Genomic DNA, 15,887 nt, shown 5'->3' on the forward strand with positions numbered 1-15,887 from the left:
GTGCGAGAACGGTTCGGAAGCAAGTCGGCGATCGTCTCTCTGATCGCCCTGACCCTGGCGGTGTTCACCTACGTGACGACCGAGTCGCTGCCGATCGGCCTGCTTCCCTTGATCGCGAAGGATCTGGGCACCAGCGCGTCGGCGGTCGGGCTGCTGGTCACCGGGTACGCCCTGATCGTCGTGGTGGTGTCCCTGCCACTCACGCGGCTGACTCGCCGGCTGCCTCGACGGCGGCTGCTGTGCATCCTGTTAGGCGTCTTCGTCGTGGCGACCTGCCTGTCGGCAGTGGCGTGGAACTACTGGCTGCTCATGGGGGCCCGGATGGTGATCGCGCTGAGCCAGGCGGTGTTCTGGGCCGTCGTGACGCCGGCCGCCGCCGGCCTGTTCCGGGCCGAGGTGCGCGGCCGGGCGATGTCCATCCTGTACGCCGGTGCCTCCGTCGCCGCGCTGGCCGGCATCCCGGCCGGCACGTGGCTCGGCCAGCAGACCGACTGGCGGGTGTCGTTCTTCGCGCTCAGCGGCCTGGGCCTGCTCGTACTCGTCACGGTCGTGTCCGGGCTGCCCAACACGCCGGCCGGTCAGGGCACGGCGGACCGGGGCAGCGCGCCCGACCGCGGCCGGTATCTGTCGATCGTGGCCACCACGGCGATCGCGGTCACCGGCGCGTTCGCGGCATTCACCCACATCAGCCCGTTCCTGACCGGCATCAGCGGCTTCGCCGAGTCGTCAATCGGTCCGCTCCTGCTGGTACGCGGGATCGCGGGCCTGGCCGGCGTGGTCGTGGCCGGCTACCTCGTCGACCGCCACGACTGGCTCACCATGGCCGGGCTCATAGGCCTGCAAGGGCTGGCGCTCGCCGGTCAGTTCGCGTTCGGCGCCTCCCAGGTGGGGACCGTTGTCACGATCTCCCTGTCCGGCTTCACGCTGGCGGGCCTGACCGTCGCTCTGGGTTCGCGGGTGCTCGTGTACGCACCGGGCGACTCGGACATGGCAAGCGCCGGCACCTCCACGGCGTTCAACGTGGGCATCACCGCGGGCGCGTTCTTGAGCAGTGTGCTGCTGCCCGGCCCGGGCCTGCGCAGCACGGCACTCGTCGGGGCGCTGCTCAGCCTGGCGGCGTTCGCCATGGCGCTGGCCGAACCGGTCTTCTCCAGCCGGCGGAAGCTCGCGCCGGCGACCGCCGACGAGCCCCTGCCCGATCACACCCGAGCCGCGTGACCCGATGCTCAGCGAACAGCACCGTGCAACCTCCATCAATGCTTTAGGTGGTAGCCTGGCTGGCATGCGACCCGACGTGTGCCAACTGCCGATGGTCGGCGGACACCCCGCACTCGATCTGGTCAACACGCTCGAACGAGGGGCGCCGCTCGACGGTGAGCCGCCCTACGACTTCCTGTCCGACACCTCCGCATTGCTGCGCTGGACGGTCAGGGCAGGCCTGATCGGCGACGCCGAGGCCGACCGGGCCGGCCGGGCATGGCGCGACGATCCCGCGGCGGCACACGCGGGACTGGCCGCTGTGCGGGACATCCGGGAGGGGCTGCACCTCGTGATGCTCGCGGCGATCCTGCCCGCGGACGGCGGGGCGGCGGGCGGCCCCGTCGCGGGCGACCCGATCGCGGCCGGGGCTGCGCTGGTCGGGCTGCACGAGCGGTGGTCCGGGGCGGCCGCCCGAGCGACGCTGGTGCTCGACAGAGGCGATCCGCCACAGGTACGGCTCGTCTACGGCACGGTACCGGCCATGCTCATACCCGACCGGGTCGCCGAGGCCGCCCTCGACGTACTGCGGACTGCCGACCTGACCCGGGTACGCCGCTGCCCCGTACACGAAGGCGGCTGCGGGTGGTTGTTCCTCGACCAGAGCCGCAACGCTTCCCGCCGCTGGTGTCGCATGGCCGACTGCGGCACCACGGCCAAGGCCCGGCGGCTCACCCAGCGCCGCCGCGCCGCACGGGTCGGCGCCCCGTAGTTCTCCTGTCCGCGTACACGATCGAACGATCGGCGGGCGTGGCCGGAACTTCACTCGCGGAACCGGCAGCTGGGCCCGGCCGCACCGGCCGCTTCGCTCGAAACACACGCGCGATTAGCACGTGCGAGACTGGTATGCATGACGATCGGCGTGGACGGTGCGCGGACGCGGCGGAGGAACAAGGGTTCCGGCCGGCTGCCGACGATGCAGGACATCGCTGACCACGTGGGTGTGTCGCGTCAGCTGGTCTCGCTGGTGATGCGGGATGTTCCCGGGCCGAGCGCGGAGTCGAGGGAGCGGATCCTCGCCGCGGCGAGTGAGCTCGGGTATCGGCCGAATGCTTCGGCGCGGCTGCTTCGCCAGAATCGCACGCGCCTGATCGGGGCGGTGTTCGAGATCCGCCATCCGTTTCAGGTGCGCTTCGTGGAGCGGCTGTTCGTCCGGGCGGCGGAGAAGGGCTTCGGGTTGGCGCTGGGCCCGAGGACGGTTGAGCGGTCGACGGATGTCGTCGTTGCGGAGCTGATGGAGCAACGGGTGGAGGCGCTGGTCGCGTTCAATCCGGATCCGGCGTCGAGCGCTCTGGCGGAGGCTTGCGATCTCGTGCCCGTGGTGTGGCTCGGGGAATGGGTGCGGCAGCCCGACGTCGACAACGTCCACGTGGACGAGGTCGAGGGCCTTCGTCTCGCGATCGAGCACCTCGTGGAGCTCGGGCATCGTGACATCGTCTACGTCGGCGGGCTCGGAGGGAACGTAGGCCGGGATCGTGCCGACGCCTACCGGGATGCCATGGCCGCGTTCGGGCTGGCGGATCGGATCGAGGTGCTCTCCAGCGGCTTCTCCGAGGAGAGCGGCGCGACCGCGGCGCGCGAGATCCTTGGGCGCAGCCGGCGTCCGACCGCTGTGGTGTGCTGTGGCGACCAGTGCGCGGTGGGTGTGCTGGCGGTGTTCGCGCGAGCGAATGTGCCGGTGCCCGGCGAGATCTCCGTGGTCGGGTTCGACGACAGCTATCTGGCGTCGCTGTCGTACCACCGGCTGACGTCGGTTCGGCAGGATGTCGAGGCGACCGTCGAGGCGACCTTGACGTCGGTGCTGGAGCGGCTCGAGTGCGATGACGGGCCTCGCAGGGTGAGCGCGACGCGGACGAAGCTTGTGGTTCGCGAGTCGACAGGGCCCGTCCGGGCCGGGTCGTGACGTGCGCGTGGAACGCCACGACCCGGCTGCGGCGCTGGGCGGGGTTCAGCGGACGCTGCGGATGGGGATGATGACCGCGGCGCCGACGGCGGTGATGATGCCCGCGCCCCACAGCAGCGCCGGGTAGTTGTCGCCACCGCCGATACCCAGCAGCAGCAGCCCGAGCGCGGGGGCGAGAGACTGCGGCAGGGAGTTGGCGATGTTCATGACGCCGAGGTCCTTGCCCGGCTTGTCCGGGTCCGGCAGGACGTCGATGACCAGAGCGGTGTCGACGGCCGCGTAGATGCCGTACGCGAGTCCCATGATGATCTCGGCGATGTAGAACGCGGTCACGCTGTCGGCGAAGGCGAGGATGACCAGCCCGACGCCGAACACGAGTGTGGAGCCGCCAACGAAGATCTTCCGGCGACGGAGCTTGTCGGACAGCCAGCCGGCGACGGCGGTGCTGATGAACAGGGCGATCGTGTAGAAGAGCACGCCGTTGGCGACCGCCGCGACCGCGTCGTTCGCGCCGAGGCCCAGGTGGTCCTGCATGTAGAGCAGCCGATAGGTCGTGAACATGAAGGTCGCGAGGATCATGCAGAACCGCGACCACCAGGCCAGGCCGAAGTCGGGGTACTTGATGGGGTTCGTCCAGAAGGTGCCGAGGATCCGCGCGAAGGAGAACGGGTGGACCGGTGTCTCCGGGAGGCGATCGGGGGTGACGAGGACGTAGACGACGACACAGGCGACGCCGATGACGCCGGGCGCGATGAACAGGATGGGCAGGTTGTTCACGAGCAGGACGGCGCCGTAGGTGCCGGCGAGGATCGACACGTTCATCGCGAGAGCGATGACGCTGGATGCGCGGCCGCGCTGTGCTTCGGGGACGTTGTCGGCGAAGCTCGCGACGAGCGCCGCGGATGCCGCGTTCGATGCGAGCTGGCAGACCAGCCAGGCGATGGTCAGCGTGAGCACGTTCGTGCTCACCGAGACCCAGGCGAGGCCGCCCAGCAGCGCCATGATGCCGCCGAAGAGCCAGGGCCGGCGGCGCCCCCACCGTGTCTTCGTCACATCGCTCAATGCTTCGAAGAGTGGGTTCCCGATCAGGGCTCCGATCGCGCCGATGGGCAGCACGGTGCCGATGACGGATGCGGGGTTGTCCGGGTTCAGCTCCTGCGCCTTGAGCTGCATGCTGACGAACACCGGCGAGACAATCGCCACGAAGATGCCGAACTGCGCCAACCCGAGGGCGGCGATGTACCAGTTGCTGACCGGCTGGGTGGGGACGGGGGGTGTGTGCGAGCGCGCCGGCAGTTCTGTCGACATCGACGCCTCCTTCGGGTGGTAACCGAACGCCCAGAAACCCGATCATGGTGACCAGATTTAGCTCGTGCTAACCTGCGCGTAGAGCACGTTAGCTCGTGCTAAATAGTTTTTCCATAACCCCGTCGACCTGGAGCGTGGACATGCTGCCTGCTCACCTGCCCGACCCCGAGCTCTACCTGCCTGGCACGGGGGAGCCGTCACTCCGGTGGGGCATCGTAGGACCCGGGTGGATCGCGGACAAGTTCGCGAAGGCCCTGCGCGCTCACACCGCGCAGCGCGTCGTGGCGGTCTCGTCCCGCTCCCGCGACCGGGCGGCTTCGTTCGCCGCCGATCACGGCATCGAGCTCGCGCTCGGCTCCACGGAGCAACTGGTGACCCATCCAGAGGTGGATGTCGTCTACGTCGCGACGCCGCAGAGCGAGCATCTTTCGATCGGGCTGGCGGCGATCGCCGCGGGCAAGCATGTGCTGATCGAGAAGCCGATCACGGTGAGCGCAGCCGAGGCGCGGACGCTGGCCGATGCCGCACGTTCCGCCGGGGTGCTGGTGATGGAGGCGATGTGGAGCCGCTATTTGCCCCAGACGTCGGTCATCCGCAAGCTGCTTGCCGACGGCGTGCTCGGGGAGGTTCGCGTCGTACTCGCCGATCACGGGCAGGCGATCACAGCGGGTCCGCAGCATCGCCTCTACCGGCCCGAGCTCGGCGGCGGGGCGCTGCTGGATCTGGGCATCTATCCGGTGCAGTTGTCCTCGATGGTGCTCGGCGCCCCGACCCGGGTCATCGCTGTCGGCGGCATGACGAAGACGGGCGTGGACGCCTGCTCGACGCTCGTGCTCACCCATGAGGGCGACGCGCAGTCCACGCTGTACTCGTCGATCCTGGCTGCGACTCCGACGACCGCCGCGATCGCCGGATCGGAGGCGACGATCAGCATCGACCGCAGGTTCTACACCCCCACGTCCTTCACGCTCTCGGACAGCAGCCCGTTCGGTCCCCTGCTCACCTGGAGCGACCCGACGGACCTGAAGCTCTTCGACGGGCTCTCGTGGGAGGCCACGGCGCTGGCCCGGTTCGTCGGCGAGGGCCGCACCGAGTCGCCCGTGCACACCCTGGACGAGAACGTGTCGATCCTCGCCACCATCGACCAGGCGCGAGCCCAGATCGCCGCCTCCTGACCACCCACGACTCGAAGGAGAGCGGCCATGACCGATCTCGTCACCACGCTGGAACGTCAGGAGCAGGAGCTGCTCTTCGACGCGTTCGACCACGCGCACGCCTGGCTACTGGGCACACGGATCACCGCGATCGCGCAGGAAGCCGGCCACAAGGTGGGTATCGACATCCGCCGGCCCGGCCTGATCCTCTTCCGCGCCGCCCTGCCGGGCATCACCCCCGACCAGGACACCTGGATCGCCCGCAAGGCCGCCGTCGTCCTGCGCATGGAGGCCAGCAGCGCACTGGTGGACGCCCGCCTGTCCGCCGCGGGCGTGAATCCGGTCGCGGCCGGATGGCTGGGCGCCGAATACGCGGTGACCGGCGGATCGTTCCCCATCCGGGTCCGAGGAGCCGGGGTGGTCGCGGCGGCGACCGCCTCCGGGCTGTCCTCCCAGGAGGACCACGACCTCATCGTCGAAGGCATTCGCGCCTACCTGGCCGACGGAGACGGCAAGTGAGCGACCAGAAGGGGCCGCTGCGACAGTTGCAGCCCGGGCAGCGCGCCCGCGTCCGCGTCTGGGATCGCCACACCGGAGCGGTGCGCACGGTGTTCGAGTCGCGCGACCGGCTCTACGAGGCGCCGAACTGGACGGCCGACGGCCGGCTGCTGGTCAACGGCGACGGGAAACTCTGGCTCCTGCCCGCCGACGGTTCCGCGCCTCCCCGGCGAATCCCCGCGGAAGGGCTGCCGGACGTCAACAACGACCACGTCCTCGCCCCCGGCGGGGCGACCGTGTTCGCGTCGGCGAACGACTGGCACATCTGGGAGGTCCCCCTCGCCGGAGGCACGGCGCGTCGCGTCACCGTCGATGACGGCGGGATGCACTTCCTGCACGGCGTCAGCCCCGACGGGCAACGGCTCGGCTACGTGCGGTTGGACCCGGACGGGGACAATTGGTGGGCGTCGGCGACCATCCACACCGTCGGCGTCGACGGGCGGGGGGACGTCGCCGTCACGACCGACCCGGGCCCGGCGGACGGATGCGAGTGGACGCCGGACGGCGCGTGGATCGTGTTCAACACCGAGCAGTTCTCCACCACGCCCGGGCACGCCCAGCTGGCCCGCGTGCGGCCGGACGGGACCGGGTTGGCGCAGCTGACCTTCGACGAGCGCGTGAACTGGTTCCCGCATGTCGCTCCGACCGGCGATGTCGCGGTCTATCTCAGTTACCCGCCGGGCACCACCGGGCACCCCGCCGACCTGCCGGTCGAGCTGCGGCTGGTGTCGGTCGACGCCTGGCAGGAGCCCACCACGCTGGTCGCGCTCGACGGCGGGCAGGGCACGATCAACGTGCCCAGCTGGGCACCGGACGGATCGGCGTTCGCGTTCGCGGACTACCCCTTCGACCAGCGGAACGACCTGGTGGCCGAGTGACCGGCAAGGAGACTCCCATGACCCTGGAGCGCCGCACCGCGATCAATCCGCTGCCGTGGATCCTCGGCGAAGGCGGCTACCGGCTCGATCGGGCCATCCTGGAGGAGGCGATGACCGCGCTGTCGGAGGTGGGGTTCACGCATCTGACGATCGAGCTGCCCCCGGACATGACCCCGGAGGCGTACGGTGCGCTGCTGGCGGAACATTCCCTCGCGGCCGCGCCGGGGTACTTTTCCGCGCCGTTCCATGACCGGGATCGCCACGGCGAGGCCGTCGAGGCGATCAAGCGGCACGCGCGGGCGCACCTGGAGCTCGGCGTGGACAGTGCCTTCATCGCCACCGACCTGCTGCCCGACCGCATGGCGCACCCGGCCGTCGGCACCGGATACGACGCGGACCGGACGCTCGTGGTGGCTGACGGGCTCGCGGCCGCTGCCGAAGCGGCCGCCGCCGAGGGCGTGCGGTACGGGCTGCACCCCCATGTCGGCTCCGCGGTGGAGGTCGAGCGGGAGGTGCGTGCCGTGCTGGATGCCACCGCGGGCAGCGCACTGTGGTTCGGCCCCGACACCGGCCACCTGCGCTGGGCCGGTGCCGCGCCGGAGAAGGTCATCGCCGCCTACGCCGACCGGGTGCTCAACGTCCACCTGAAGGACGTCGATGCCGCGGCTGCGGAGACCGCACGGGAACGTGACGAGGACTACGCGGCGGCCACCTGCGGCTCGAAGGTCTGGACGGAGCCGGGACGCGGGGCGATCGACTTCGACGCCGTCCTCGCCGCTCTCCCACAGGGGTTCGAGGGCTGGTTCGTCATCGAGGTGGACGTGCCCAACCTTCCCACGCCGGCAGAGAGCAGCGCCGCGTCGCTGGCGTTCCTGCGGCAGCACCCGTACTTCACCACGGCGGCCGGAGGCGACGCATGACCGTCGGGTCGGCGCCGCTGCGGGTGGCGATCACCGGGACCGGGATGATCGCGGCCGCACATCTGCGTGTCACCCGCTGACGCCGGGGCCTGCACGATCGGCGTGCTCGGCTCGCGCCCTGAGCGGTCGAGGGAAGCCGCGGAGCGGTGGGGCGTCCCGGCCGGATACGCGAGTCCATCGCCCCGGCCATCTATGGCGAGGACCGAAGCCGGCACCGGCGATCGTTCCGATTCCCGCCGAACACTTCATCGCGAGTGAGAACGAGACCGTCCAGGCGCCGTCGGTCCTGGTGGCGGATCATTTGACCGCGTGATCAGACTCCGACCCGTGAACGGTCTGATCATCGAGTGGAGGCGGCTCGGGCAGCTCGGATGGTGGTCGCCGAGGAGCAGAGGACGACGAGGTCCCAGGGTGCCGTGACCGGCCGCCGATCAGGCCCTTGCGCCATGTCGGACCCATCCGCCCTGCGCCGCCGACGGAGGCGGGTGGTTCTGTCTGCGTCGATAACGCCTGGGTGATCGTAGTGCCCGGCCTCGCCGGGGTGGGGCCGGGGTCGGGCTCGCCGTGCTCGCCGTACCAGTGGGCCAGGCGGCCGCCCCGGCCGACGGCGCGCAGGCGTCGTTCGACGTGGGTGCGGGTGGCGGGGGTGGTGACGATGAGTACCTCGTCGCCTTCGCGCAGGAGGGTGTCGGGTTCGGGGACGATGGTGTCCCCGGCACGGATGATCAGGGTGACGATCGACGGCTTGGGCAGTCGCAGCTCGAAGATCTCCACTCCGTGCAGGCGGGAACCGGGCGGGATGGTGAGGGTGAGCAGGTCGGCGTGCAGGACGTCGAGGGGTGCGGCTTCGATGTCCACGTCCCTGGCCTGGTGCGGCTGGGTGACGCGCAGCAGCCGGGCGAGCAGCGGCAGGGTCGGTCCTTGGATGAGGGTGAAGACGACGACCAGGACGAAGACGATGTTGAGCAGTTGCCGGCTGCCGGGCACGGCGGCCACGATGGGGAAGGTGGCCAAGACGATCGGCACCGCGCCGCGCAGGCCGGCCCAGGAGATGAACGCCTGCTGCCGCCAGCTGGTCCGGAAGCCGGTCAGGCAGGCGATCACGGAGGCGGGTCTGGCCAGCAGCAACAGGACCAGCCCCACGATGGTGGCCGGGAGCAGCGCCGTGGGCAGCTCGCGGGGGGTGACGAGCAGGCCGAGCATGACGAACAGGCCGATCTGGGCCAGCCAGCCGATGCCTTCGGCGAAGGAGCGGGTGGCCGCGCGGTGCGGGAGAACGGCGTTGCCCAGCACCAGTCCGGCCAGGTAGGCGGCCAGGAAGCCGGAGGCGTGCGCGGCGCCGGCGGCGGCGAAGGCGATGACGCCCAGGCCGACGGTGGCCAGCGGGTACAGGCCGGTGGCGGGCAGTGCGACATACCGCAGCGCGAGCACCCCCGCCCAGCCGACTGCCAGCCCGATCGCGGCCCCGGCCGCCAGCTCGAAGGCGATCTGCCCGGCGATGGCGGGGACATCGGGTGAGCCGGTGGTGACCGTGCTGAACACCAGCACCAAGATGACGGCGGGGGCGTCGTTGAAACCGGACTCGGCCTCCACCAGGCCGGCGACGCGGCGCGGCAGCGGCAACGCGCGCAGGACGGAGAAGACGGCGGCGGCGTCGGTGGAGGAGACGATCGCGCCCAGCAGCAGGGCCAGCTGCCAGTTCATGCCCAGCAGCAGGTGTGCCCCGGCGGCGGTGATCAGCACGCTGACGGCCACGCCGAGGGTGGCCAACAGCGCCGAGGGCAGCAGCAGCCGCCGGATGTCGGCCCACTTGCCGCTCAGGCCGCCCTCGATGAGGATGATGGCCAGCGCCGAGGTGCCCAGTGTCTGCGCCAGCTGGGCGTCGTCGAAGTCGATGCCCAGGACGTCTTCGCCGAGCAGTACGCCGAAGGCGAGGAACAGCAGCAGGCCGGGCAGTCCGAGCCTGCTGGCGGTGCGTGCCGCGGCGATGCTGGCCAGCAAGACGATGCCACCGGCCAGCAGCACTCCATACAGCTGCTGCAAGCTCATCGCGCCCCCTCGATCGACATGGGCATTCCTTGTGCCGTGCAAGCCCATCGTGCCCTTCGCGGAGGCACTCGCACGCAAGACGTTGACCGGTGCTACGCGGATCATGACGGCGGCGACGCTGCTGCCGTGCTCTCTCGGCGGCTTGAGCGTCACCGACCGCAGGTATGGCAATACCCGTTGCCCTGATCCGTCTCGATACTGGTGGTAGAGCTCGGGATTGGTACGGTTCGAGCAAGAAAGGGCGCCTTGACGGGATGAGGTAAGCGGTGGAGATCGAGCAGACGGCGTTGCCGGGCATCGGGCTACGACACGAGTTCACCACGAGATCTGGGCGGCGCATCGGGGTCGTCTCTCACCGCACCGGCCGCCGGGATCTGGTGATCTACGATCCCGACGACCCCGACCGCGCGTGTGAGACCGTCAAGCTGAACGACGAGGAGGCCGACGCGCTGGCCGAGCTGCTCGGCGCGCCGCGGGTGGTGCAGCGCCTGAACGACCTGCACCGCGAGGTCGAGGGGCTGGTCAGCGAGAAGCTGCCGATCGCGGAAGGCTCGCCGTACGCGGGGCGGCCGATGGGCGACGCGCAGGTGCGCACCCGCACCGGTGCCTCCATCGTGGCCGTGGTCCGCGGCGGGCAGGTGTTCACCAGCCCCGCCCCGGACTTCACGCTGGCCGTCGGCGACCTGGTAGTCGTGGTGGGCAGCGCGGACAGCGTCAACGCCGTCGCCGACATCCTGGCCCACGGGTAGGCCCGGTGCAGCACACGGCACTGCTGTTCCTGGAATTCGGCGCGATCATCCTCGGCCTGGGCCTGCTCGGCGCCCTGGCCCTGCGGGTGGGCATCTCCCCGATCCCGCTGTATCTCATCGCCGGGCTCGCCTTCGGCACCGGCGGCATCTTGCCGCTGGCCACCAGCGAGGAATTCGTCTCTGTCGGCGCCGAGATCGGCGTCGTCCTGCTGCTGCTCACCCTCGGCCTGGAATATAACGCCGACGAACTGGTCGCCAGCCTCAAGGGCAACGCCCGCGCCGGCATCATCGACCTCGTGGCCAACGCCGCACCCGGCGCGATCTTGGCATTACTACTCGGCTGGGGACCGGTTGCGGCGGTGGCCATGGCCGGGGTCACCTACGCCACCTCCTCCGGCATCACCGCCAAGGTGCTGTCGGATCTGGGGTGGATCGGTAACCGCGAGACCCCGGTGGTGCTGTCGCTGCTCGTCTTCGAGGACTTGACGATGGCGATCTACCTGCCGCTGCTGACCGCCCTGCTGGCCGGGCTGAGCTTCGTGGGCGGTGCGGTCACAGTGGGCATCGCGCTGGCCACCGTCAGCGTCGTGCTGCTGGTGGCGCTGCGGTTCGGTCGGTTCATCGAGGCGTTCGTCCGCAGCCCCAACTCCGAGGTGCTGCTGCTCAAGGTGGTCGGGCTGGCCTTGGTGGTGGCCGGGGTAGCCCAGCAGATGCAGGTGTCGGCAGCGGTCGGCGCGTTCCTGGTCGGCATCGCCCTGTCCGGCGAACTCGCCCACGAGGCTCAGGCGCTGCTGGCCCCGCTGCGGGACCTGTTCGCCGCGGTCTTCTTCGTCTTCTTCGGCTTGCAGACCGACCCCACCAAGATCGGCCCGGTCGCGGGGCTGGCCGCGCTGCTGGCCGTCGTGAGCATGGTGACCAAGCTGCTCACCGGTTTCTACGCTGCCCGCCGGGCGGGCATTGCCCGGGCCGGCCAAGCGCGGGCGGGGATCGCGCTGATTCCGCGCGGCGAGTTCAACATCGTCATCGCCGGCTTGGCGGTGGCCGCCGGCGCCCACCCCGACCTCGGCCCGCTGGCCGCCGCCTACGTGCTGATCCTGGCTGCGTTCGGACCACTGGCCGCACGCCTGGTCCAACCGTTGATCACCGCGATCGCCAAACGCGCCTGAACCGCTGCCGGTGGCCGGGGGCAAAACGCCGTGGCCTGCCGCCGGCGGCAGGCCACGGCAAGCCCGGGCTGTTCCCGCCCGACCTGACCGGCTACCACGATGGCGCGCAGGTGCCCATGGCCGTCGCCCACAGCGCCTCACACTGGCGCCGGATCACAACCATCGATGAGGTCGCCGCGATACGGGGCCCGGCTCGCCCCCGCGCAATACTGGTCCTTTCCCGCCACGAGGACGAGCACCATCCGCTGATGGCCGCCGTGCTGCGTGACCCCGACGGAGCGCCCCGCGCACGCTGGACGCCATAATCCCCTTGAGGTGCCCAGCAGTTTCCAGACAGTCGGCTACATAAGCTGACAGAAGTCTGGAAGAGGTAGGTACGTGACGAGGCGTCGCAGGCAGTTCTCGCCGGAGTTCAAGGAAGAAGCCGTCCGCATGGTGCTGGAGGGCGATCGGACGGTCGCGTCGGTGGCGCGGGAGTTCGACATCAACGCCAGCACCCTGGGCAGCTGGGTGAATCGGCACCGGATCGCGAGCGCGCAGGAGGAGCAGCAGCCGAGTTCCGGACCGGATCGGGCGCGGATCCGGGAGCTGGAGCGGGAGAACGCCGAGCTGCGAGAGAAGTTGATCTTCTTGAAAAAAGCGGCCGCCTTCTTCGCGTCCGAGACTCGATGACGCTCGCCAAGTACGAGCTCATCGACGCGGAGAAGGCCCGTCACTCGATCCTGAAGATGTGCGCCTGGCTGGGCGTGTCCCGCTCGGGCTACTACGAGTGGCGTGGGCGGCCGGCCTCGGCCACCGCGCAACGCCGCGCACTGCTGGCCGCTCTGGCCGCCGAGATCTTCGCCGGCTCGCACGAGACCTACGGCTACCGGCGGGTGCACGCAGCCCTGCAGCGTCGCGGTGAGCACTGCTCGGCCGAGCTGGTCCGCGCCCTGATGCGCGAACAGGGCCTGATCCCGGCGCAGGTCCGGGCGTTCCGGTCGGCCACCACCGCAGCGGGCGACTTCCGCGGCATCCCCGACCTGGTCAGCCGCGACTTCACCGCCACCCGGCCGGGCACCAAGCTGGTCGGCGACATCACCTACATCCGCACCTGGGAGGGCTTCCTCTAGCTGGCCACCGTGATCGACTGCCACAGCAAGGCGGTCCTGGGCTGGGCGGTGGCCGATCACTACCGCACCGAGCTAATCAAGGATGCGGTCCGGATGGCCGCCGGCACCGGCCTGCTGCAGCCCGGCGCCGTGTTCCACACCGACCGCGGCTCGAACTACACCAGCGACGAGTTCGGCCGCTTCCTGACCGGCCTGGGCATCCGCCGCTCGGTCGGCCGCACCGGGGTCTGCTACGACAACGCGATGGCCGAGTCGTTCTTCAGCGTGCTCAAGAACGAATGGCTGCACCGCTTCGTCTTCACCACCCGAGCCAAGGCAAGACGGCAGGTCATCCGCTACATCGAAGGGTTCTACAACCATCGGCGCCTGCACTCCGCGCTCGGCTACCGGCCACCCCTGGAAGTACTCAACGAGTCCCTTTCAACCCAAACAGCCGCATAGGCTACGCCCATAAGACGGCTGTCCGGAATCTCCGTGGCTCCTCACCTCCCGAACAGGACTTGACGGCTTAGGCAGATCGGATGTTCGCGGCACACGCTTCAGTCCCTGATGTCCCTGCGGTGATGCACGTTCCGGGCTGAACATCGGGATCAGGCGGCGGATCTGTCGCAACCGCTCATGCCGTCGCGGGCGGCCAGAGTTGCACTCGGTAGAGATCGACCTCGACGATGTCGGCGGGGAAGTCGGGTTCCTCGGTGTTGGACAGGACTCTGTTCAGCACACGAGCCGACCAGGCGCTGTCACGCTCGCCGGTGTCGAACTCGAGGTATTCGTCCCACTCCTCCGCGAAATGCTGCGCAACGCCGATCAGGCCGGTTCGCAGGTGGAGACGGCCTTCCCACATGCGATCCCAGGAGGGGAGCGGGCCCGGCTCGGCGTCCCAGAGTTCGTAGCGAACGTGGATCGGACCGCCGGGGGGCACGGCACTGGTGACGTCGACGCCATTGGGCCCTGCTCCGATCCTGGGGAGCGTCTGTCTGCCCAGGACCTCTCCTGGCCCAGGGCTGCCTGTGGGCACGCCGTCCTCCACCTGGGTGACGAGAAAATCCGAGCCCTGGTGAATGCGCAAGCTGTCGTGGGCGCTCCTGCGAAGGACTGCCATGAGGGTTTGCCTTTCCTGCGGTCAGGGAGAGCCCCCGGCGCGCGTCGTGGATGCACGCGCCGGGGCGTTCATGCCGGTCGGACAAGTTGATGGAGAACCGGTCGCCGGGCGGCGGTGAAACCGTAACGTAGCGGTGGATCTTGTTGTTTGTGAGCTCGTCGTCGCTCGCCGGTGGAAGTCCCGTCCGGGTAGCTGCCAGGAGGCCCGGTCATCCGTGCTTCGGGACGGGACAAGGGAGAGCCGAGCCCCTCCGAATCGGGGGAAAGCTCCTATACGTGGGTCGTCGTGGTTGGAAGCAGTTGAAGTGAAGGGACGCGGACGCGACCCTCGCGGCCGCTTGTCGATTGATCGTGCGTAGCGGCCGGAATCGGTGGTATCGGGCCGCAGAAAGGCCTTCTCCTGTCCCTAGCCGCCTGTGACGGTCCGTGACGGGGAGCAGGAGTGACGTAGCCGGCCTGGGTAGTTGGTCGAACTGGGGGGTGCTGTCAGACCCTGCCAGTGAGCGCGTTCACCGGGTTCGATGGATCGCGAAAGGCGCGAATGACGCGCTACGGGACGAAGTGGTTGTCGGCGTGAGCGAGTGCCGATGCAAGAGCAGCAAGGAGAATATTCATGCGGGGAGTGGTGATGCACACCGCTGGAGACGTCCGCGTGGAGGAGCGCGAGGATCCGAAGATCATCGAGCCGACGGACGCGATCATCCGGCTGACGGCCACGTGTATCTGCGGGTCGGACCTGTGGCCCTACCGTGGCGTCGAACCGGCCGACCACCAGGTGATGGGGCACGAGTACGTCGGCGTCGTCGAGGAGATCGGCGCGGACGTGAAGAACGTCAAGGTCGGCGATTTCGTGGTCGGGTCGTTCGTCATCTCCGACAACACGTGCGAGATCTGCCGGTCCGGCTACCAGTCCAAGTGCGTGCACGCCTCCTTCGTGGCGCAGACGATCGGCACCCAGTCCGAAAGGGCCCGCATCCCGTACGCGGACGGCACGCTGGTTCCCACGCCGGGGCAGCCGGACCCGGAGCTGATCCCGTCGCTGCTGGCCGCGTCGGACGTGCTCGGCACCGGCTGGTTCGGTGCCGTCGCCGCCGAGGCCGGCCCCGGCAAGACGGTTGCGGTCGTGGGTGACGGAGCGGTCGGCCTGATGGGTGTCCTGGCCGCCAAGCAGCTCGGCGCGGAGCGGATCATCGCGATGTCCCGCCACCCCGAACGGCAGGAGCTGGCCCGCTTCTACGGCGCGACCGACATCGTCACCGAGCGGGGCGACGAAGGCGTAGCGAAGATCAAGGAGCTGACGAACGGGCTCGGCGCCCACAGCGTGATCGAGGCGGTCGGCACTCAGGAGTCCACCATGCAGGCCATCGGTGCGACCCGGCCCGGCGGGCACATGGGCTTCGTCGGCGTGAACTACGACGTCAAGATTCCGGGCATCGACTTGTTCTTCGCCGGCATCCACCTCCACGGCGGCCCTGCCCCGGTTCGCCGGTTCCTGCCCGAGCTGATCCAGCTCATCTGGGACCGCAAGATCGATCCCGGCAAGGTCTTCGATCTCAGCCTCCCGCTGGAGGACGCCGCGCAGGGGTACACGGCGATGGACGAGCGTCGCGCCATCAAGGTCTTGCTGACCGTCTGACGCACCCCGCCCCCCGCCCTCCGCCCAGGCGGCGAGGCGCGGTGTGGCGGACGGCACCGGAGCGCTCATTCAGATCAGGTGACAGATCGAGGGGAG

13 protein-coding genes and 1 pseudogene are annotated in these 15,887 nt (G+C 69.7%); 11 read left to right on the forward strand and 3 right to left on the reverse strand.

Translation table 11 applies throughout. From position 1 onward, the window contains the following. The 3 genes from ACIBX3_RS35000 (at position 1) to ACIBX3_RS35010 (ending at position 3,160) form a co-directional block, all read left to right on the forward strand. A complete protein-coding gene (locus tag ACIBX3_RS35000) occupies positions 1 to 1,218 on the forward strand; it encodes an MFS transporter (protein ID WP_397124639.1) in 1,218 nt (405 codons plus the stop codon). A gap of 64 nt (positions 1,219 to 1,282) precedes the next feature. Continuing rightward, positions 1,283 to 1,969 (forward strand): CGNR zinc finger domain-containing protein, encoded by a 687-nt coding sequence (locus ACIBX3_RS35005; protein WP_397124641.1) that lies wholly within the window; start codon positions 1,283 to 1,285, stop codon positions 1,967 to 1,969. 138 nt (positions 1,970 to 2,107) lie between these two features. Continuing rightward, positions 2,108 to 3,160 carry a LacI family DNA-binding transcriptional regulator gene (locus tag ACIBX3_RS35010; protein ID WP_397124643.1) on the forward strand — a complete coding sequence of 351 codons (1,053 nt, stop codon included), beginning with the start codon at positions 2,108 to 2,110 and terminating at the stop codon, positions 3,158 to 3,160. Positions 3,161 to 3,205: 45 nt separating this feature from the next. Here ACIBX3_RS35010 and ACIBX3_RS35015 read toward each other — a convergent pair whose 3' ends face one another. Next, entirely contained in the window at positions 3,206 to 4,468 is a 1,263-nt protein-coding gene (locus tag ACIBX3_RS35015; protein WP_397124645.1) for an MFS transporter, read from the reverse strand. Positions 4,469 to 4,608: 140 nt separating this feature from the next. On the opposite strand from ACIBX3_RS35015, the gene ACIBX3_RS35020 reads away from it, so the two are divergent. From ACIBX3_RS35020 to ACIBX3_RS35035, 4 genes are read left to right on the forward strand one after another with little or no spacing between them, the layout of a single operon-like run. Continuing rightward, complete coding sequence (locus tag ACIBX3_RS35020; protein ID WP_397124647.1) at positions 4,609 to 5,643, forward strand: Gfo/Idh/MocA family protein; 1,035 nt, start codon at positions 4,609 to 4,611, stop codon at positions 5,641 to 5,643. Between the two features lie 27 nt (positions 5,644 to 5,670). Continuing rightward, positions 5,671 to 6,141 carry a heme-degrading domain-containing protein gene (locus tag ACIBX3_RS35025; RefSeq protein ID WP_397124649.1) on the forward strand — a complete coding sequence of 157 codons (471 nt, stop codon included), beginning with the start codon at positions 5,671 to 5,673 and terminating at the stop codon, positions 6,139 to 6,141. After that, positions 6,138 to 7,058 (forward strand): TolB family protein, encoded by a 921-nt coding sequence (locus ACIBX3_RS35030; protein WP_397124651.1) that lies wholly within the window; start codon positions 6,138 to 6,140, stop codon positions 7,056 to 7,058. Before ACIBX3_RS35025 ends, ACIBX3_RS35030 begins: the two co-directional genes overlap by 4 nt. 17 nt (positions 7,059 to 7,075) lie before the next feature. Then, on the forward strand, positions 7,076 to 7,978 hold the full coding sequence (locus ACIBX3_RS35035) for a sugar phosphate isomerase/epimerase family protein (RefSeq protein ID WP_397124654.1): 903 nt from the start codon (positions 7,076 to 7,078) through the stop codon (positions 7,976 to 7,978). Between the two features lie 297 nt (positions 7,979 to 8,275). Here ACIBX3_RS35035 and ACIBX3_RS35040 read toward each other — a convergent pair whose 3' ends face one another. After that, the gene (locus ACIBX3_RS35040) at positions 8,276 to 10,027 is read right to left on the reverse strand and encodes a potassium/proton antiporter (RefSeq protein WP_397124656.1); all 1,752 of its coding nucleotides are present in this window, start codon (positions 10,025 to 10,027) and stop codon (positions 8,276 to 8,278) included. A gap of 266 nt (positions 10,028 to 10,293) precedes the next feature. Here ACIBX3_RS35040 and ACIBX3_RS35045 point away from each other — a divergent pair, with 266 nt between their 5' ends. The 3 genes and pseudogenes from ACIBX3_RS35045 (at position 10,294) to ACIBX3_RS35055 (ending at position 13,495) form a co-directional block, all read left to right on the forward strand. Then, on the forward strand, positions 10,294 to 10,776 hold the full coding sequence (locus tag ACIBX3_RS35045; RefSeq protein WP_397124658.1) for a cation:proton antiporter regulatory subunit: 483 nt from the start codon (positions 10,294 to 10,296) through the stop codon (positions 10,774 to 10,776). Between the two features lie 5 nt (positions 10,777 to 10,781). Beyond that, entirely contained in the window at positions 10,782 to 11,942 is a 1,161-nt protein-coding gene (locus ACIBX3_RS35050; RefSeq protein ID WP_397124660.1) for a cation:proton antiporter, read from the forward strand. 378 nt (positions 11,943 to 12,320) lie between these two features. Beyond that, positions 12,321 to 13,495: pseudogene (locus ACIBX3_RS35055) on the forward strand (IS3 family transposase). Positions 13,496 to 13,670: 175 nt separating this feature from the next. Here the strand turns inward: ACIBX3_RS35055 and ACIBX3_RS35060 are convergent. After that, on the reverse strand, positions 13,671 to 14,156 hold the full coding sequence (locus tag ACIBX3_RS35060) for a hypothetical protein (protein WP_397124662.1): 486 nt from the start codon (positions 14,154 to 14,156) through the stop codon (positions 13,671 to 13,673). 612 nt (positions 14,157 to 14,768) lie between these two features. On the opposite strand from ACIBX3_RS35060, the gene ACIBX3_RS35065 reads away from it, so the two are divergent. Then, entirely contained in the window at positions 14,769 to 15,791 is a 1,023-nt protein-coding gene (locus ACIBX3_RS35065) for a zinc-dependent alcohol dehydrogenase family protein (RefSeq protein ID WP_397124664.1), read from the forward strand. The last annotated feature ends 96 nt before the right edge of the window (positions 15,792 to 15,887 follow it).

It is taken from the genome of Nonomuraea sp. NPDC049480, assembly GCF_044465905.1.
Classification (GTDB): Bacteria; Actinomycetota; Actinomycetes; order Streptosporangiales; family Streptosporangiaceae; genus Nonomuraea.